17 protein-coding genes are annotated in these 16,599 nt (G+C 73.0%); 9 read left to right on the top strand and 8 right to left on the bottom strand.

Annotation, left to right across the window (positions count from 1 at the left end):
- Positions 1–5: 5 nt before the first annotated feature.
- The 3 genes from purM to AB0O00_RS05470 form a co-directional block, all read right to left on the bottom strand.
- The gene (gene purM / locus AB0O00_RS05480) at positions 6–1,094 is read right to left on the bottom strand and encodes a phosphoribosylformylglycinamidine cyclo-ligase (RefSeq protein ID WP_363648786.1); all 1,089 of its coding nucleotides are present in this window, start codon (positions 1,092–1,094) and stop codon (positions 6–8) included.
- 96 nt (positions 1,095–1,190) lie between these two features.
- On the bottom strand, positions 1,191–2,771 hold the full coding sequence (gene purF / locus AB0O00_RS05475) for an amidophosphoribosyltransferase (RefSeq protein ID WP_363648785.1): 1,581 nt from the start codon (positions 2,769–2,771) through the stop codon (positions 1,191–1,193).
- A gap of 255 nt (positions 2,772–3,026) precedes the next feature.
- Positions 3,027–3,872 carry a diacylglycerol kinase gene (locus AB0O00_RS05470; protein WP_363648784.1) on the bottom strand — a complete coding sequence of 282 codons (846 nt, stop codon included), beginning with the start codon at positions 3,870–3,872 and terminating at the stop codon, positions 3,027–3,029.
- A gap of 126 nt (positions 3,873–3,998) precedes the next feature.
- On the opposite strand from AB0O00_RS05470, the gene AB0O00_RS05465 reads away from it, so the two are divergent.
- From AB0O00_RS05465 to AB0O00_RS05455, 3 genes are all read left to right on the top strand, one after another.
- Positions 3,999–5,282, top strand: a complete 1,284-nt coding sequence (locus AB0O00_RS05465; protein WP_363648783.1) for an adenylosuccinate synthase — start codon at positions 3,999–4,001, stop codon at positions 5,280–5,282.
- A gap of 155 nt (positions 5,283–5,437) precedes the next feature.
- A complete protein-coding gene (locus AB0O00_RS05460; protein ID WP_363648782.1) occupies positions 5,438–6,040 on the top strand; it encodes a GNAT family protein in 603 nt (200 codons plus the stop codon).
- A 63-nt stretch (positions 6,041–6,103) separates the two neighbouring features.
- Positions 6,104–6,298 (top strand): DUF397 domain-containing protein, encoded by a 195-nt coding sequence (locus tag AB0O00_RS05455; RefSeq protein ID WP_363648781.1) that lies wholly within the window; start codon positions 6,104–6,106, stop codon positions 6,296–6,298.
- A 73-nt stretch (positions 6,299–6,371) separates the two neighbouring features.
- On the opposite strand, the gene AB0O00_RS05450 is transcribed toward AB0O00_RS05455, so the two are convergent.
- Positions 6,372–6,527: a hypothetical protein gene (locus AB0O00_RS05450; protein ID WP_363648780.1), complete on the bottom strand. Its 156-nt coding sequence runs from the start codon at positions 6,525–6,527 to the stop codon at positions 6,372–6,374.
- A 309-nt stretch (positions 6,528–6,836) separates the two neighbouring features.
- Here AB0O00_RS05450 and AB0O00_RS05445 point away from each other — a divergent pair, with 309 nt between their 5' ends.
- The 3 genes from AB0O00_RS05445 to metG all read left to right on the top strand — a co-directional run bounded on the left by AB0O00_RS05445 (position 6,837) and on the right by metG (position 9,801).
- Complete coding sequence (locus tag AB0O00_RS05445; protein WP_363648779.1) at positions 6,837–7,691, top strand: helix-turn-helix transcriptional regulator; 855 nt, start codon at positions 6,837–6,839, stop codon at positions 7,689–7,691.
- A complete protein-coding gene (locus AB0O00_RS05440) occupies positions 7,688–7,906 on the top strand; it encodes a DUF397 domain-containing protein (protein ID WP_363648778.1) in 219 nt (72 codons plus the stop codon). The genes AB0O00_RS05445 and AB0O00_RS05440 overlap by 4 nt, the downstream gene beginning before the upstream one ends.
- A 167-nt stretch (positions 7,907–8,073) precedes the next feature.
- The gene (gene metG / locus AB0O00_RS05435; protein WP_363648777.1) at positions 8,074–9,801 is read left to right on the top strand and encodes a methionine--tRNA ligase; all 1,728 of its coding nucleotides are present in this window, start codon (positions 8,074–8,076) and stop codon (positions 9,799–9,801) included.
- Positions 9,802–9,825: 24 nt separating this feature from the next.
- On the opposite strand, the gene cutA is transcribed toward metG, so the two are convergent.
- The 3 genes from cutA to AB0O00_RS05420 form a co-directional block, all read right to left on the bottom strand.
- The gene (cutA, locus tag AB0O00_RS05430) at positions 9,826–10,170 is read right to left on the bottom strand and encodes a divalent-cation tolerance protein CutA (protein WP_363648776.1); all 345 of its coding nucleotides are present in this window, start codon (positions 10,168–10,170) and stop codon (positions 9,826–9,828) included.
- 53 nt (positions 10,171–10,223) lie between these two features.
- Positions 10,224–11,111 (bottom strand): class I SAM-dependent methyltransferase, encoded by an 888-nt coding sequence (locus AB0O00_RS05425; protein ID WP_363648775.1) that lies wholly within the window; start codon positions 11,109–11,111, stop codon positions 10,224–10,226.
- Positions 11,112–11,286: 175 nt separating this feature from the next.
- Positions 11,287–12,216: a hypothetical protein gene (locus AB0O00_RS05420; RefSeq protein ID WP_363648774.1), complete on the bottom strand. Its 930-nt coding sequence runs from the start codon at positions 12,214–12,216 to the stop codon at positions 11,287–11,289.
- 178 nt (positions 12,217–12,394) lie between these two features.
- Between AB0O00_RS05420 and AB0O00_RS05415 the strand changes: the two genes are divergently transcribed.
- Positions 12,395–13,450, top strand: coding sequence for an aldo/keto reductase (locus tag AB0O00_RS05415; protein WP_363648773.1), 1,056 nt, complete (start codon positions 12,395–12,397; stop codon positions 13,448–13,450).
- A gap of 53 nt (positions 13,451–13,503) precedes the next feature.
- On the opposite strand, the gene AB0O00_RS05410 is transcribed toward AB0O00_RS05415, so the two are convergent.
- On the bottom strand, positions 13,504–14,076 hold the full coding sequence (locus AB0O00_RS05410; RefSeq protein ID WP_363648772.1) for a GNAT family N-acetyltransferase: 573 nt from the start codon (positions 14,074–14,076) through the stop codon (positions 13,504–13,506).
- Positions 14,077–14,127: 51 nt separating this feature from the next.
- On the opposite strand from AB0O00_RS05410, the gene AB0O00_RS05405 reads away from it, so the two are divergent.
- Positions 14,128–14,670, top strand: coding sequence for a GNAT family N-acetyltransferase (locus AB0O00_RS05405; RefSeq protein WP_363648771.1), 543 nt, complete (start codon positions 14,128–14,130; stop codon positions 14,668–14,670).
- A gap of 14 nt (positions 14,671–14,684) precedes the next feature.
- Positions 14,685–16,505 carry an NHL domain-containing thioredoxin family protein gene (locus AB0O00_RS05400; RefSeq protein WP_363648770.1) on the top strand — a complete coding sequence of 607 codons (1,821 nt, stop codon included), beginning with the start codon at positions 14,685–14,687 and terminating at the stop codon, positions 16,503–16,505.
- The last annotated feature ends 94 nt before the right edge of the window (positions 16,506–16,599 follow it).

The raw sequence follows: 16,599 nt of genomic DNA, 5'->3' as shown, positions 1-16,599 counted from the left end.
CCGGCTCAGCCCGCCGTGAAGCCCTCGTAGGCGTTGTAGAGCGCCGCGCCGCCGTCGTGCTCGTCGGTGCGCTCGACGATGTCGCCCAGCAGCCAGGCCTCGACGCCGCGGTCCTCCAGGACCGACAGCACGACGTCCACCGAGTGCGGCGGGACGACGGCGACCATGCCGACGCCCATGTTGAGCGTCTTCTCGATCTCCAGGGTGCTCACCTTGCCGACCTCGGCGACGGTCTGGAAGACCGGCAGCGGGGTCCAGGTGCCGCGGTCCAGGCGGGCGTGCAGGCCGGCCGGGATGACCCGGGCCAGGTTGGCCGCCAGGCCGCCGCCGGTGACGTGCGAGAAGGCGTGGACCTCGGTGGCGCGGGTGAGCGCCAGGCAGTCCAGCGAGTAGATCCGGGTCGGCTCCAGCAGCTCCTCGCCGAGGGTGCGGCCGAACTCCTCGACCTTGCGGTCCAGCTTCCAGCCGGCCTGGTTCAGCAGCACGTGGCGGACCAGCGAGTAGCCGTTGGAGTGCAGGCCCGAGGCGGCCATCGCGATCACCACGTCGCCGGGCCGCACGCGCTCCGCGCCGAGCAGCGCGTCCGCCTCGACGACGCCGGTGCCGGCGCCCGCGACGTCGTACTCGTCCGGGCCGAGCAGGCCCGGGTGCTCGGCGGTCTCGCCGCCGACCAGGGCGCAGCCGGCCAGCGCGCAGCCCTCGGCGATGCCCTTGACGATCGCGGCGACGCGCTCCGGGACGACCTTGCCGACGCAGATGTAGTCGGTCATGAACAGCGGCTCGGCGCCGCACACGACGAGGTCGTCGACGACCATGCCGACGAGGTCGTGGCCGATGGTGTCGTGCTTGTCCATGGCGGCGGCGATCGCCACCTTGGTCCCCACGCCGTCGGTGGCCGAGGCCAGCAGCGGCCGCTCGTAGTTCTTGAAGGCGGACGCGTCGAAGAGCCCGGCGAAGCCGCCGAGGCCGCCGACCACCTCGGGGCGGTTGGCCTTCTTCACCCACTGCTTCATGAGCTCGACGGCGCGGTCGCCCGCCTCGATGTCGACGCCGGCGGCGGCGTAGGTGGCGCCGTTCTGGTTGGAGCTGGTCACTGCGTTCGGCCCTCTCGGGTCTGGTGGGGGTGGTTCGGGAACAGCAAGGGGCTGGAACAGCGGTGGGGCCCCGGTTCCGGGGCCCCACCGTGGGTACTACGGGCGGCGCAGCGCGTCGGCCGCGCCCGCTCCGCCGAGCAGGGACTGGACGCCGTCCAGGTCGCTGCCGGTCGGCTTGCCGCGGACGGCGGGCGGCTGCTGGCCGCCCTTGATCTCGGCCTCCAGCAGGAGCTTGCCGAGCAGCGCCGGGTCCGGCAGCTCCATCGGGTACTCGCCGTCGAAGCAGGCCCGGCAGAGCTTGTCCTTGGGCTGCGTGGTGGCCTCGATCATGGCGTCGATCGAGATGTAGGCGAGCGAGTCCGCACCGAGGGTGCGGCCGATCTCCTCGATGGTCATGCCGTTGGCGATCAGCTCCGCGCGGGTGGCGAAGTCGATGCCGAAGAAGCACGGCCACTTCACCGGCGGCGAGGAGATCCGGATGTGGACCTCGGCGGCGCCGGCCTCGCGCAGCATCTTCACCAGCGCGCGCTGGGTGTTGCCGCGCACGATCGAGTCGTCGACGACGACCAGGCGCTTGCCGGCGATGACCTCGCGCAGCGGGTTCAGCTTGAGCCGGATGCCGAGCTGGCGGATGGTCTGGCTGGGCTGGATGAAGGTGCGGCCGACGTAGGCGTTCTTCACCAGGCCGGAGCCGTACGGGATGCCGCTGGCCTCGGCGTAGCCGATCGCGGCGGGGGTGCCGGACTCGGGCGTCGCTATCACCAGGTCGGCCTCGACCGGGGCCTCCTTCGCCAGCCGGCGGCCCATCTCCACGCGGGAGAGGTGGACGTTGCGGCCGGCGATGCTGGTGTCCGGGCGGGCCAGGTAGACGTACTCGAACACGCAGCCCTTGGGCTTCGCCTCGGCGAAGCGGGAGGTGCGCATGCCGTTCTCGTCGATGGCGATGAGCTCGCCGGGCTCGACCTCGCGGATGAACGAGGCGCCGCAGATGTCCAGCGCCGCGGTCTCGGAGGCGACCACCCAGCCGCGCTCCAGCCGGCCGAGCACCAGCGGGCGGATGCCCTGCGGGTCGCGGGCGGCGTAGAGGGTGTGCTCGTCCATGAAGACGAGCGAGAACGCGCCCTTGACCTTGGGCAGCACGACCTTGGCCGTCTCCTCGATGGAGAGGTCCGGGTGGCCGGCCAGCAGGGCGGTCACCAGGTCGGTGTCGTTGGTCGCGGCGGTCCGCCCGGAGCGGGAGACGTGCTCCTCGCCGGGCAGTTCGGCGACCATGGCCGCCAGTTCGGCGGTGTTCACCAGGTTTCCGTTGTGCCCGAGGGCCAGCGAACCGTGAACGGTCGCCCGGAAGGTCGGCTGGGCGTTCTCCCAGACCGAGGAACCGGTGGTCGAGTAGCGGGCGTGTCCGACGGCGATATGCCCGTGCAACGACCCCAGTGAGGCCTCGTCGAAGACCTGGGAGACGAGTCCCATGTCCTTGAAGACGAGAATCTGGGAGCCGTTGCTCACTGCGATGCCCGCGGATTCCTGACCGCGGTGCTGCAGGGCGTAAAGGCCGAAGAACGTGAGCTTGGCGACCTCCTCGCCGGGAGCCCAGACACCGAAGACGCCACAAGCGTCCTGGGGGCCTTTCTCGCCGGGAAGAAGATCGTGGTTGAGTCTTCCGTCACCACGTGGCACGCCTTCGAGTCTAGGGCAGTTGGCACAGGCTTCCGGAACCCGGGATGCCGGGATTGTTGGGCGATCGTTCGGCAACGCGCGTAGACAAAACCCCTTACCGGGTGGGCATTTCGGCCCGGGGGAATTCCCGTGCGTGAGGGATGGCCTTGCGGTTCGCGCCTGTTGGGGCATTCCGGGTGCGAAGCGCCGGTCCTCGCGACGGGGGTGAACGTGAGCCTGCTCACCCGGAGTTCACGCGGGCGTCACCGGACACCCTCAGGCGGCGGGGAGCAGCAGGCCCCACGCGCCCGGGTGGACCGTCCAGGTGCGGGCGCGGACCGGGCCGACCGGGCGGCCGTCGACCTCGTAGCCGAAGCCGCGGCCGGCCACCGAGACGCTCGCGGCGCGGGCGCGCACGAGGGCGCCGGGCGCGCGGACGACGACCTCCATGACGCCCGAGCCGTCCGACGCGCCGAAGGGGAGGGAGACCTGCACCAGCCGGACCGGCCGGTGGACGTCCGCGAGGAGCCGGCCGTCGGCCTCGACCCGGATCCGGGAGCTCTGCTCGGCGGCCTCGGGGGTGAGTGCGTTCGCCTGCTCGGCCGCAGCCAGTTTCGCCCATAGCGAACGCCAGCCGCCCGGACGGCCGATCAGCCGCCGGGCCCCCGCGCCCGCGATCCGCACCCCGCCCAGCGCGACCCCGCCGTCGTCGTCGACCAGCAGGTCCAGCTTCCGCGGGGCCCCCGCCAGGACCGCCCGCGCGGCCGGCACCGGCTCGCCCGGCACGCCGAGCGCGCGGGCCGCCGCCAGTTCCTCGGAGCGGCCGACCGGAACCATGCCCACCGGATCCGCGCCCAGCTCACGGTGCCGGTGCAGGGCTTGGAGCACCCGCTGCAAGGCAAGATCGGAACCGATCACCACCGGTCGCCGCCGACCCCGGTGCGAAAGCACCCGGTCGAGTTCGGAAGGGCTCTCCGGGTACGCCACCTTGACGTCCGCGCCCCCGCAGAGCACGTCCTTCGCGATCCGCACCGACTCGCCGTCGGTCTGCCGGGCCACCGGGTCGAGGAGCAGCAGGAGCGGCTCGGAGCCGCCGGTTGCAGGCGTGGACAGGGACGACACGACCGGTCCTTCCTCAGGTAATCTCTCGGTGCAAGAGCCCCTTGCGCTACTGCGCCAGGGGCTTCGTCTATCTCGGGGCAGACTGCGGCCTACGCAGGATGCCCCAACCGGAAGGGGTGTACGCCTGTGCCGGCACTCGTGCTCGTTGGCGCTCAGTGGGGGGACGAGGGCAAGGGGAAGGCGACCGACCTCCTCGGCGGCTCCGTCGACTACGTCGTCCGCTACCAGGGCGGCAACAACGCCGGTCACACGGTGGTCATCGGCGACCAGAAGTATGCCCTGCACCTGCTCCCTTCCGGCATCCTCAGCCCGAACGTGACGCCGGTGATCGGCAACGGCGTCGTCATCGACCCGGGCGTGCTGCTGTCCGAGCTGGCCGGCCTCGACGAGCGCGGCATCGACACCTCCAAGCTGCTGATCTCGGGCAACGCCCACCTGATCACGCCGTACCACCGCACCCTGGACAAGGTCACCGAGCGCTTCCTCGGCAAGCGCCGGATCGGCACCACCGGCCGTGGCATCGGCCCGACCTACGCGGACAAGATCAACCGCGTCGGCATCCGGGTCCAGGACCTGTTCGACGAGTCGATCCTGCGCCAGAAGATCGAGGCGGCGCTGCACGACAAGAACCAGGTCCTGGTCAAGCTCTACAACCGCCGCGCCGTCCCGGCCGAGCTGGTCGTCGAGGAGTACCTCGGCTACGCGGACAAGATCAAGCCCTTCCTCGCCGACACCACCCTCGTCCTGGACCAGGCGCTCAAGGCGAACAAGGTCGTCCTGCTGGAGGGCGGCCAGGGCACCCTGCTCGACGTCGACCACGGCACGTACCCCTTCGTGACCTCGTCGAACCCGACCTCGGGCGGCGCCTGCACCGGCGCCGGCATCGGCCCCACCAAGATCGACCGGGTCATCGGCATCCTCAAGGCCTACACCACCCGCGTCGGCTCCGGCCCGTTCCCGACCGAGCTCCTCGACGCGGACGGCGAGGCGCTGCGCCGCATCGGCGGCGAGCGCGGCGTGACCACCGGCCGCGACCGCCGCTGCGGCTGGTTCGACGCCGTCATCGCGCGCTACGCGACCCGGGTCAACGGCCTCACCGACTTCTTCCTCACCAAGCTCGACGTCCTGACCGGCTGGGAGCAGATCCCGGTCTGCGTCGCGTACGAGATCGACGGCCGCCGGGTCGAGGAGCTCCCCTACAACCAGTCCGACTTCCACCACGCCAAGCCGATCTACGAGACGCTGCCGGGCTGGACCGAGGACATCAGCAAGGCGAAGACCTTCGCCGAGCTGCCGAAGAACGCGCAGGCCTACGTGAAGGCGCTGGAGGAGATGTCGGGCGCGCCGATCTCCGCCATCGGCGTCGGCCCGGGCCGCGACGAGACGATCCAGATCAACTCGTTCATCTGATCCGGCGCCGGACCGCCGTCCGGACCGTCCGCCCCGAAGGGCCCTGCGGGATTGCTCCCGCAGGGCCCTTCGCGTTTCCCCGGAGACTCGGCGGACACTTTGCACTAGGACATAAACCGATTGCATCTAGTGCAGATCGGCAGTACGTTCGGGCCATGACCGCGAAGCTGCCCGAGCCCGTCACCCTGACCGGCCGCCACGTCCGTCTGGAGCCCCTCGGGCGCCACCACGTCCCCGAGCTCTGGGCCGCCGTCGGCCCCGACCCCGAGGTCTGGCGCTGGATCCCCTTCCTCCCGCCGCAGAGCGAGGAGGAGCTGGGCGCGATCGTCGAGCACCGCGTCCGGGAGACGGAGGCCGGCACCGCGGTGAAGTTCGCCGTGATCGACCTGACCAGCGGCCAGGCCGTCGGCATCACCGGCTTCTACGACTTCAGCGCGACGCACGAGCTCGTCGAGATCGGCGGCACCTGGTACGCCCGGTCGGTGTGGCGCTCGGCCGTGAACTCCGAGTCGAAGCTGCTGCTCCTGCGGTACGCCTTCGGCGAGCTCGGCATGGGCCGGGTCATGTGGAAGACCGACGCGCTCAACGACCGCTCCCGCAACGCGATCCTGCGCCTCGGCGCCCGGTACGAGGGGACGTTCCGCCGCGACCGCCTGCGCGACAACGGCGTCTGGCGGGACACCTGCTACTTCTCGATGCTCGCCGACGAGTGGCCCGCGGCCGAGGCCCGGCTCGTCGAACGGCTCGCCCGCGGCTGACCGCCCCGCCCGCGGCGGTGGCAAGCTGGGGCGGAGATCCGAGCCTTCCACTGAGGAGCCACCATGAGCGACTGGCAGCGGCCTTCCACGAGCGACCCGTCCGGCGAGTGCCTGGAGGTGCGGTTCGTCGACGGCGTCGTCGAGATCCGCGAGTCGGACGGCAGCGGGGTCGTCGTCCGCACCACCCCGGAGAAGTGGGAGGCCTTCCTCCTCGGCGTGCAGGCCGGGGAGTTCGACCACTTCGTGGCCGACGTCTGAGTGCGTGACGTCTGAGCGCGTGAGGTCCGAGTGCAGCTGCCCGACCGGCGGTCGGGCAGCTGCTGGTTCTCGTCTAGTTGTCGTCGCCGGAGCGGGAGTGCCGGGCGGCGAACTCCGGCTTCGCCGAACGGGGCTCCCTGGGCTGGACGTTGACCAGCCAGACCAGCCAGCCGACGAACAGCACGGCGAGCAGCAGGAGGGACAGTCCGGCGACGATCAGAGCGTTCACCGGCTGACCGGAACGCGTCGGAGGCGGCGAAGGGGCGACGGAAGCGGCATGGGGGTCTCCGGTCGGGGATGGCGAGCCCGCCGGCCGTGCATCCGGTGGGACTCCACGGCCGCTTGACGGGCCGTCGGCGGCAACCGGTCGGCGAGTGACTCGACTTCGACCCTAGGGTCGAAGTACAAGACTTGCTACCGAGAGAGTGCACGTTCACTCCATCGTGGGGTATCCCCCGTTTCGGTAGCTAGGGTCCGGTTTGCGCGGCACACTTCACCGGAAGCATCGACGGACCCCCGCGACCCGGAGAAGAGAGTCATGCCACCCCGCTTGTCGCCGACCGTGCGCCAGCAGCGCCTTGGCATCGAGCTGCGCAAGATGCGCGAACGCGTGGGCGTGACGCCCAAGACCCTGGCCGCCGCCCTGGGCACCGACCTGCCCAAGATCTCCCAGATGGAGAACGGGAAGTCCGGCATCAGCGCCGACCGGCTCCGGGCCTGGGCGCGCACCTGCGGCTCCACCGAGGGCCGCTACCTCGACGCGCTGCTCGCGATGACCCAGGACCGCCGCAAGTACTGGTGGGACGGCTACCGCGGGCGCATCCCGAGCGGGATCATCGACATCGCGGAGATGGAGCACCACGCCGAGTCGCTCACCATCCTGCACACCAGTTTCATCCCCGGGCTTCTGCAGACCTCCGCCTACGCCAACGCCGTGTTCGCACGCCTGCGCCCGCCGCTGCCCCGGCACGAGACCGACGTGCGCACGGCCTTCCGGATCCAGCGCCAGCGCGTCCTGGTCGAACGGCCGAAGCCGTACACCGCGTTCGTCCACGAGTCCGCGCTGCGCATGCAGTTCGGCGGCCCGGCCGTGCTGCACGACCAGTTGCGCAGCCTCCTGGAGGACTCCGAGCGGCCCGGGGTGGAGATCCGCGCGATCCCGTTCAGCGTGGACACGTTCCCCGGCTCCGGGGAGAGCATGTACCTCGCCTGCGGGCCCGTCCCCGAGCTGGACACCGTCCAGATCGACCTCTCCCAGGGGCCGAAGTTCGTCCACAGCGAGGCCGACCTGCGGACCTACCGCGAGATCAAGACGGAGACCGCCGCGATCGCGCTCGGCCCGGACGAGTCACGGGAGTTCATCCGGACCATACTGAAGACCGCGCTCTCATGAGCGGCTGGCAGAAGTCCTCGGCGAGCGCCGAGGCCAACGAGTGCGTCGAGATCCGGACCGCGGACGGGCTGGTGGAGATCCGCGAGTCCGAGACCGCCGAGGTCATCGTGCGCACCACCCCGCGCAAGTGGGCGGCCTTCGTGCGCGGGGTGAAGGCCGGGGAGTTCGACCGGCACGGCGACTTCAGCGGGCTCCCGGCGCCGGGGGCGCCCTGACCTGCGGGGTGCCCTGACCTGCAGGGCGCTCTGACCTGCGGGGCGCGCCGTCAATCAGCGGCCCGGGCGTGATCGCGACGTAGGCTTTGGCACCCACGGTGGAACCCCTGCGCCCGGCACGGCGCCCCGGGCGGGTGCGCGTGCGGGAGAAATCGGAGCGTCCCAGGATGGCTCGGCACCTGATCACCAGCGCCCTTCCGTACATCAACGGGATCAAGCACCTGGGCAACATGGTCGGGTCGATGCTCCCGGCGGACGTCTACGCCCGCTACCTGCGCCAACGCGGCCACGAGGTGCTGTACATCTGCGCGACCGACGAGCACGGCACGCCCGCCGAGCTGGCCGCGCAGGACGCCGGGCTGCCGGTCGCCGAGTTCTGCGCCCGGGCGCACGACGCGCAGAAGGCGGTGTACGACGGCTTCGGGCTCTCCTTCGACCACTTCGGCCGCAGCTCCTCGCCGCAGAACCGGGAGATCACCCAGGAGATCGCCCGCGAGCTCCGGCGCAACGGCTTCATCGAGGAGCGCACGATCCGGCAGGTGTACTCCAACGCCGACGGCCGCTTCCTGCCGGACCGCTACATCGTCGGCACCTGCCCGCACTGCGGCTACGACAAGGCGCGCGGCGACCAGTGCGAGAACTGCACGCGCGTGCTGGACCCGACCGACCTCCTGGAGCCGCGCTCGGCCATCAGCGGCAGCGCCGACCTGGAGGTCCGGGAGACCAGGCACCTGTTCCTGCTCCAGTCGAAGCTGACCGAGGAGGTCGAACAGTGGGTCGCCGCCCACGGCGACACGTGGCCGGTGCTGGCCTCCTCGATCGCCCGCAAGTGGCTGACCGAGGGCCTGCAGGACCGCGCGATCACCCGCGACCTGGAGTGGGGCGTCCCGGTGCCGGCCGACGTGTGGCCCGAACTGGCCGCCGAGGGCAAGGTGTTCTACGTCTGGTTCGACGCACCGATCGAATACATCGGCGCCACCAAGGAGTGGGCGGACGCGGCCCCGGCCGGGCAGCCGCGGGACTGGAAGTCCTGGTGGTACGAGGCCGACGACACCGTCCGCTACACCGAGTTCATGGGCAAGGACAACGTCCCGTTCCACACGGTGATGTTCCCCGCGACGATCCTCGGCTCGCGCCGCCCGTGGAAGAAGGTCGACTACGTCAAGGCCTTCAACTGGCTGACGTACTACGGCGGGAAGTTCTCCACCAGCCAGCGGCGCGGCATCTTCAGCGACGTCGCGCTGGAGCTGCTCCCGGCCGACTGCTGGCGCTACTTCATGATGGCCCACGCGCCCGAGTCGGACGACTCCAGCTTCACCTGGGACCTCTTCGCCGCCGTCGTCAACAAGGACCTCGCCGACACCCTCGGCAACTTCGTCAACCGCGTGCTGACCTTCAGCCGCAAGCGATTCGGCGACGACGTCCCCGGCGGGCACGCGGCCGGCGAGGCGGAGGAGCGGCTCGGCGCGCAGATCGCCGGCCTGCTCGCCGACTACGAGGCGCAGCTCGACGCGCTCAACTTCCGCAAGGCGGCGCAGGCCCTGCGCGCCCTGTGGAGCGCCGGCAACGCGTACCTGGACGAGAAGGCGCCGTGGCTCCAGGTGAAGACCGACCCGGACGCGGCGGCGCTGACGCTGCGCACCGCGATGAACCTGATCCACCTGTACGCGGTGGTGTCGGAGCCGTTCGTCCCGGCGACCGCGGCGGCGATGCGCGGCGCGTTCACGCCGGCCGACGACGCCCCGGCGGCGTCCCGGCGGTGGGTGGACCCGGCGGAGGCGCGGGCGCTCGACCTGGTGCCGGCCGGGACGGCGTTCACGGTGCCGCCGGTGCTGTTCGCCAAGATCACCGACGACGACCTGGCTGCGTGGACGACGCGCTTCGGCGGCGAGTAGGGGCTGGCGAGGGGCCGATAGTGCTCAGGGAGCGACCGTCTCGGCGGTGACCCACGCGAGGTAGCCCGGGCTGCCCGCGACCACCGGGACGGCGATCACCTCGGGCGTCTCGTAGGTGTGCCGCTCGGCGAGGAACGCGCCCAGCCGGTCGGCGAGTCCGGCCGTCGTCTTGAGGTCGATCCGCCACTCCTCGGCGTCCTGCACCTCGCCCTCCCACCAGTAGACGGACCGGACCGGGTACACCTGCGCGCACGCGGCCAGCCGTTCGCGGACGGCGGCGGACGCCAGGGCCCGGGCCTGGTCCTCGGTCTCGTGGGTGGTCGTCACGACGACGAATCCGGCCCCGGTTCCGTGCTCGTTGGCGGTCATACGGCGACGGTACCGGTCCGGTGCGTGCCCGGGGGAGCTCCGGGGCCCCGGGGCTACCGGGCCGCGCGGGCGGTGTGGACCGTCATCGCGGACAGGTAGAAGGCGTCCGGGCGGTGCAGGATCCCGGTGGGGGCGTCCTCGTCGAGCAGGGCCGCCAGCGTGGCCGCGTCCTGCGGGTCCAGGTGGCCGGCGAGCTGGTCGTGCAGGCGGGCGAGCTGGGCGTGGAGGTGCTCGCGGGCGGGGGCGGCGAGCGGGGCCGGGTGGTCGATCAGGAAGGTCCTGGTGCCGCTCGGGGTCAGGCCGGCCCGGCCGAGCATGGCCGGCCAGTCCTCGATCTCCTCGGTGGCGCCCGGGAGTTCGGCGCGCATCGTGCTGAATCCCGCCTCGTGGGCCGCGTCCAGGCGGGCCTGGAACCCGGCCTTGCCGAGGCCGAAGTCGCGCGGCAGGTAGCGCAGCGGCAGCCCGCGCTCGGCGACGGCCAGCACCCCGCCGGGGCGCAGCAGGCCGGCCAGGCCGGTGAGCGCGGTCTGCTGGTCGCCGAGGTGGTGGATCGCGTTCGCGGACCAGATCAGGTCGGCCTCGCCGAGCTTGCCGAACTCCTCGGGCAGGTCGGCCCGCTGGGTCTTCAGCCGGCCGCCGGAGCGGGTGCGGGCGCGCTCCAGCAGCGCCGCCGACTGGTCGACCGCGACCACCTCGGCGGCCGGGAACGCCTCGGCGAGCAGCCCGGCGAGCACGCCGGGACCGCTGCCGACGTCGAGCACCCGCCCGGCCTCGCCGCCGGACAGCTCGCGCAGCCAGTGGGCGGCGGCGGTGACGGCGGGGGCCTTCAGCTCGGCCTCGCGCTCCAGGTGGGTGGCGAGCGCGTCCCAGTCGAAGTCGGCGGCGGGGACGTGGTCGTGGGCGTGGCCCTTGGCGTGGTGGTGATGGTGGTGGTCGGACATGCGGGGTCTCCGATCGTCGGGTGCTGCGGGGGGGGGACGGCGTACGGGAGGGCACCTCCACCGCCAGGCTGCGGCCGCCCCGGTCGAATCGGCAAGCTTTGTTGCCATTCCCGCAAATCAAGCACGGCTGCAGATCGGGCGCGGCTGCAGATCGAGCACGGCTGCACATCCGGGCTCAGCCGCCCGTGCGCCGCCAGTACGACCGGACCGCCACCGCCAGCGCCACCCCGTACACGGCGAACGCGCTCATCCCGACCCAGCCGATCATCAGCGCGTCGTCCGGGGTCGGCATGTCGCCCGTCCGGATCGTCGTCACGCCGACCGTGCACAGCGACAGGTAGCCGACCCCCATCAGCCCGTACGGCGCGAGCGTGCCCGCGCCGATCAGCGCGGGGGTGAGCGGCAGCCAGCGCGGCACCCGGCGCCCGCGCAGCACCGGGGTCCACCGCGGGAAGACCTGCCCCCACGGCCGGACCAGGCCCCACAGCAGGAACACCCCGAGCGCGGCCATCAGCGCCGTCGCGTCGATCCCCCAGTCCTCCAGGGTGAGCCAGAGCCCGGAGGCGCCGTTGCGCTCGTTGGTCACCCGTATCCGGGCGCCGTCGAGCCCCGCGAAGCTGCCGCCGAGGGCCCAGTTCAGCTTCATGACGACGTACGGGACGAACGCCAACGTGCCTGCCCAGGCCGCGAGTTGGACGGGCGCGGAGGCCTCGGACGGAGCCGGGCGCGGCCGGTCCCCGGCAGCCGGCCGGACGCGCGCGGCGGCCACCAGCAGCACGACGCCGACCGCCGACAGCGCGTGCAGCACCGCCCCCGGCACACTGTCCACGGCCGCCCCGGTCAGCAGGACCAGCACGTCCATCAGCAGCCCCCAGGCCGCCACGGCCGCCGGCCCGGCCAGCCCCCACAGCGCCGCCCGCAGCACCGGCCCCGGCCGCCCCCGGGCCGCCGCCGCCCCGGCGGGCACCGCCGCCACCCCCACCCCGGCGACCACCCAGCCCAGCCAGGCGGCCCCGAGCAGCGCCGTCCCGTTCAGCGCGCAGCCCGTCCCGAACCCGGCGCAGGCGACACCCCAGCCGGCCACACCCCACCCGTTCCTCGTCATGCCCCCACGCTCGCCCGCGCGGCCCGGCCCCGGCCTCCTCCGCCCCGACGAACCCGCTCCCCCCGCCGGGGGATCCCGCGAACGAGGCCGGGGTCGGACGCTTGCGTTGGAGTGCGCTCCAAGTCCTAGCCTCTGACGCAACGAACGGGACACCCAAGACCTTCGGGGGAGAACCACCATGCGCTACCGCGTCCTCGGCGGCACCGGCATCGAAGTCAGCGCCTACTGCCTCGGCACCATGATGTTCGGCGCGGTCGGCAACCCCGACCACGACGACTGCGCCCGGATCATCCACACCGCCCTCGACCGCGGCATCAACTTCGTCGACACCGCCGACATGTACTCGGCCGGCGAGTCCGAGGAGATCGTCGGCAAGGCGCTCGCCGCCCGCGGCGACCGGGACGACATCGTGCTCGCGACCAAGGTGCACTTCCCGATGGGCGAGGGCCGCAACCGCCGCGGCAACTCCCGGCGCTGGATCGTCCGGGAGGTCGAGGAGAGCCTGCGGCGGCTGCGCACCGACCGGATCGACCTGTACCAGGTGCACCGGCCGGACCACACCACCGACGTCGAGGAGACCCTCGCCGCCCTCGACGACCTCGTCCGGGCCGGCAAGATCCTCGCCTTCGGCTGCTCGACCTTCCCCGCCGAGCAGATCGTCGACGCCCACCACGTCGCCGAGCGCCGCGGCCTCCCGCGCTTCCGCACCGAGCAGCCGCCGTACTCGCTGCTCGCCCGCGGCGTCGAGGCCGACGTGCTGCCGACCGTCCAGCGGCTCGGCATGGGCGCGCTCACCTGGGGGCCGCTGGCCGGCGGCTTCCTCACCGGGCGCTACCGCAAGGGCCTGGCCATCGACCTCTCGCAGGGCCGCGCCGCCCTCAACCCGGGCCGCTTCGACCCGGAACTGCCGCTCACCCAGGCCAAGCTGGACGCCGTCGAGGCCTTCACCGCGCTCGCCGAGGACCTCGGCCGCACGCTCCCCGAGCTGGCCATCGCCTTCCCGCTCGCCCACCCGGCCGTCACCTCGGTGATCATCGGCCCGCGCACGATGGAGCAGCTCGAATCGGCCCTCAAGGGCGCCGACCTCGTCCTCGACGACGCCACCCTCGACCGCATCGACGCGATCGTCCCGCCCGGCACCGACCTCTACCGGGCGGACGGCGTCTGGCAGCCGCCCGCGCTCACCACCCCCGCGCTGCGCCGCCGCCCCGCCGCGGACCGCTCCGCGGACTGACGGGGCTGACGGGCCCCGCGGGGGAGCCGGTGGTCCCGGCTCCCCCGCCGCCCTCACGGCTCCCGGGGAGCCGCGAAGCACTGGACGACGACGGTGCGCCCGCCGCCCCACTGCTGGTCGACGCTGCCCAGCCACGTCCACCCGAGGCGTCGGTAGCAGGCCACCGCCCCCGCGTCCGTGGCGAGGACGTCGAGGACCGGGTGCAGGCCGAGGGCGCGCGCGTGGGTCAGCGCGTTCGCCAGCAGGCGCGCCCCGACGCCCCGGCCGCGCGCGGCGGGGGCGACGTACAGGCGGTTCACCACGGCGGTGAGTTCGGGCCGGGCCCCGGTGCGGTGGCCCCACAACACCGGGGCGGCGTCCCCCGGGGCGCTGCGGGAGAGGGCCACGTGCCCGAGCACGCGGTCGTCCGCCTCGGCCACCCAGGCGGCGAGGAGCCCCTCGGGGGTGAGCCAGGCGGCGGGTCGTTCGGGCCAGTCGGTCGGGTATCCGTCGGTCGTACGGACGTCGCCCAGCAGCCGGACGCAGTCGGCGAGGTCCGTGACGCGGCGCCGGCGGACCGGCACCCCCGCCCCGGACCGCCGAGAACCGGACGCGACGACGTTGGCGCGTTCTTCAAGGTCAGCCATGCCGGTACGTTACCGATCCCGCACCCGCGCTGACAGACACCGGAAGGACCCATGCGCCCCGACACCGCCACGACCCTCCACGGCGAACGCCTCGACCTCGTCCCGCTCCGGCCCGAGCACGCCGAGGAGATGGCCGCCGCCCTCGCCGACCCGGCCCTGCACGCCTTCACCGGCGGCACCCCGGACGACGCCGACGCCCTGCGCACCCGCTACGCCCGGCTCGCCGCCGGCTCCCCCGACCCGGCCGAGACCTGGGGCAACTGGGCACTGCGCCTGCACGACGGCGGCCGCCTCGCGGGCTACGTCCAGGCCACCGTACGCGGGGACACCGCCGAACTCGCCTGGGTGGTCGGCACGCCCTGGCAGGGCCGCGGCCTCGCCACCGAGGCCGCCCGCAGGCTGCTCACCCACCTCACCGGCAGCGGCATCACGACGGTGACGGCCCACATCCACCCCGACCACCACGCATCCGCCGCCGTGGCCCGCTCCCTCGGCCTCACCCCCACCACCGAACAGCAGGACGGCGAAACCCGCTGGCAGACCCCCACCGGCCCCGCTCCCGCACCTCCCCGGAATGCCGCGCCCACCCGATGAGGTTGGATACAGCCATGGCATCTCGTGCACGAGTACGCGCCCCCGAGCTGGTCGGCGCAGGCGGTTGGCTGAACACCGGCGGCAAGGAGCTCACCCTCGCCGACTTCCGGGGCAAGATCACCGTCCTGGACTTCTGGACCTTCTGCTGCATCAACTGCCTCCACGTCCTCGACGAGCTGCGCGAGCTGGAGGAGAAGCACCGCGACACCGTGGTGATCGTCGGCGTGCACTCGCCCAAGTTCGTGCACGAGGCCGACCACCAGGCCGTCGTCGACGCCGTCGCCCGGTACGAGGTGCACCACCCGGTGCTGGACGATCCCGCACTCGCCACCTGGAAGCAGTACGCGGTGCGCGCCTGGCCGACGCTCGTGGTGATCGACCCCGAGGGGTACGTCGTCGCCCAGCACGCCGGCGAGGGCCACGCGCACGCGATCGCGCGGCTGGTGGAGGAGCTGGAGGAGGAGCACGCCGCCAAGGGCACGCTGCGCCGCGGCGACGGCCCGTACGTGGCGCCGGAGCCGAGCGCCGGGGACCTCAAGTTCCCGGGCAAGGCGGTGCGCCTGCCCGACGGCCACTTCCTGGTCGCCGACTCCGGCCACCACTCGCTGGTCGAGCTGGCCGAGGACGGCGAGACGGTGGTGCGCCGGATCGGCGACGGGCAGCGCGGCCTGGTGGACGGCACCGACCCACGGTTCAGCGAGCCGCAGGGCCTCGCGCTGCTGCCCGAGGGCCACCCGTACGACTTCGACGTGATCGTCGCCGACACCGTCAACCACGCCCTGCGCGGCGTCCGGCTGGCCGACGGCCACGTCACCACCCTGGCCGGCACCGGCCGCCAGTGGTGGCAGGGCTCGGCCACCGAGGGCCCGGCCCGCGAGGTGGACCTCTCCTCGCCGTGGGACGTCGCCTGGTTCGACGGCCGGGTGTGGATCGCCATGGCCGGCGTGCACCAGCTGTGGGCGTACGACCCGGCGGCCGGCACGGTCGGCGTCGCGGCCGGCACCACCAACGAGGGCCTGGTGGACGGGCCCGCCGGCGAGGCCTGGTTCGCCCAGCCGTCCGGCCTCGCGGTCTCCGCGGACGGCGAGAAGCTCTGGGTCGCCGACTCCGAGACGTCGGCCCTCCGTTGGGTTTCACGTGAAACCAAGACGGTCGAAACGGCCGTCGGCACCGGCCTGTTCGACTTCGGCCACCGCGACGGCGCCGCCGGCCAGGCCCTGCTCCAGCACCCGCTCGGCGTCACCGTCCTGCCGGACGGCTCGGTGGCCGTCGCCGACACCTACAACCACGCGCTGCGCCGCTTCGACCCGGCGACCGGCGAGGTCACCACGCTGGCCACCGACCTGCGCGAGCCGTCCGGGGCCGTCCTGGTGGACGGGGACATCGTGGTGGTCGAGTCGGCCCGGCACCGGCTGACCAGGCTGCGGCTGCCCGAGGAGGCGGTGCGGGTCGAGTCGGTCGCGCACCGCACCCAGCGCGCGGCCACCGAGGTCGCGCCGGGCCCGTTCCGGCTGGACGTGGTGTTCGCCGCGCCGAGCGGCCAGAAGCTGGACGAGCGCTACGGCCCGTCCACCCGGCTGCTGGTCAGCTCCACGCCGCCGGAGCTGCTGGTCTCCGGCGCGGGCGCGGACAGCAACCTCTCGCGCGAGCTCGTCCTGTCCGACGAGGTCACCGAGGGCGTGCTGCACGTGTCGGCGATGGCCGCGTCCTGCGACGACGACCCGGAGATCGAGTACCCGGCCTGCCACGTGCACCAGCAGGACTGGGGCGTGCCGGTGAAGCTGGTCGCCGACGGCGCCCGCCGCCTGCCGCTGGTGCTCGCGGGCATGGAGTAGCCCACCGGACGTGGGGGGGGGGGGGCGGGGGCGGGGGGCCGGGCCGGCCGCCGCGCGCGGACCGGGCGCACCGCCCCCACGCCCCCCCCACGCG

Origin of the sequence: Kitasatospora sp. NPDC093558 (assembly GCF_040683475.1) — a bacterium.
In the GTDB taxonomy this organism is placed as follows: Bacteria; Actinomycetota; Actinomycetes; order Streptomycetales; family Streptomycetaceae; genus Kitasatospora.
This window is presented reverse-complemented; position numbering and strand designations above follow the sequence as displayed.

Excerpts from the sequence above, each read along its gene's own strand:
- AB0O00_RS05460 (WP_363648782.1), top strand. The coding sequence starts at position 5,438 with ATGACCGCGAAGCTGCCCGAGCCCGTCACCCTGACCGGCCGCCACGTC.
- AB0O00_RS05455 (WP_363648781.1), top strand. The coding sequence starts at position 6,104 with ATGAGCGACTGGCAGCGGCCTTCCACGAGCGACCCGTCCGGCGAGTGC.
- AB0O00_RS05445 (WP_363648779.1), top strand. The coding sequence starts at position 6,837 with ATGCCACCCCGCTTGTCGCCGACCGTGCGCCAGCAGCGCCTTGGCATC.
- AB0O00_RS05440 (WP_363648778.1), top strand. The coding sequence starts at position 7,688 with ATGAGCGGCTGGCAGAAGTCCTCGGCGAGCGCCGAGGCCAACGAGTGC.
- metG (WP_363648777.1), top strand. The coding sequence starts at position 8,074 with ATGGCTCGGCACCTGATCACCAGCGCCCTTCCGTACATCAACGGGATC.
- cutA (WP_363648776.1), bottom strand. The coding sequence starts at position 10,170 with ATGACCGCCAACGAGCACGGAACCGGGGCCGGATTCGTCGTCGTGACG.
- AB0O00_RS05425 (WP_363648775.1), bottom strand. The coding sequence starts at position 11,111 with ATGTCCGACCACCACCATCACCACCACGCCAAGGGCCACGCCCACGAC.
- AB0O00_RS05420 (WP_363648774.1), bottom strand. The coding sequence starts at position 12,216 with ATGACGAGGAACGGGTGGGGTGTGGCCGGCTGGGGTGTCGCCTGCGCC.
- AB0O00_RS05415 (WP_363648773.1), top strand. The coding sequence starts at position 12,395 with ATGCGCTACCGCGTCCTCGGCGGCACCGGCATCGAAGTCAGCGCCTAC.
- AB0O00_RS05410 (WP_363648772.1), bottom strand. The coding sequence starts at position 14,076 with ATGGCTGACCTTGAAGAACGCGCCAACGTCGTCGCGTCCGGTTCTCGG.
- AB0O00_RS05405 (WP_363648771.1), top strand. The coding sequence starts at position 14,128 with ATGCGCCCCGACACCGCCACGACCCTCCACGGCGAACGCCTCGACCTC.
- AB0O00_RS05400 (WP_363648770.1), top strand. The coding sequence starts at position 14,685 with ATGGCATCTCGTGCACGAGTACGCGCCCCCGAGCTGGTCGGCGCAGGC.